The organism is Burkholderia sp. IT-111MI5 (assembly GCF_949752865.1).
In the GTDB taxonomy this organism is placed as follows: domain Bacteria; phylum Pseudomonadota; class Gammaproteobacteria; order Burkholderiales; family Burkholderiaceae; genus Burkholderia; species Burkholderia pyrrocinia_C.
The window spans coordinates 1-461 of sequence record NZ_CATKIF010000053.1 but is presented as its reverse complement, the minus strand read 5'-3'; the positions used below and the strand labels follow the sequence as shown (position 1 = coordinate 461).

Here is a 461-nt window from a genome sequence, read left to right as displayed (position 1 = left end):
GCCTGCACCATCCGCTGCATCGCGAAGTCGTGCGCAGCCTGCGACGTGCCGCCCGATGCGTCGGCGACCATGTAGATTTCGTAGTCGCCTTCGAGCATCGCGCACAGCGCGAACGTCGTGTTGCAGACCTCCGTCCACAGGCCCGACACGACCACCTTCTTGCGGCCGTTCGCGGCCAGCGCGTCGCGCACCTTCTGGTCGTCCCACGAGTTCATCGACGTGCGTTCGAGCGTCTTCTGGTTCGGGAACACGTCGAGCAGCTCGGGATAGGTGTGGCCCGAGAAGCTGTCGGATTCCACCGTCGTGATCGTGGTCGGGATGTTGAACACCTTCGCGGCCTTCGCGAGCCCGACGACGTTGTTCTTCAGCGCCTGACGATCGATCGACTGCACGCCGAACGCCATCTGCGGCTGCTGGTCGATGAAGATCAGCTGGCTGTTCTGCGGAGTCAGTACTTCAAG

Annotated in this window: 1 protein-coding gene; it reads right to left on the bottom strand. The window is 63.1% G+C overall.

All coding sequences use genetic code 11. The features are described 5' to 3' along the window. Positions 1-461, bottom strand: a 461-nt coding sequence (locus ACM6JT_RS27180; RefSeq protein WP_414857669.1) for a hydrolase, incomplete at both ends; no start/stop codon positions are given.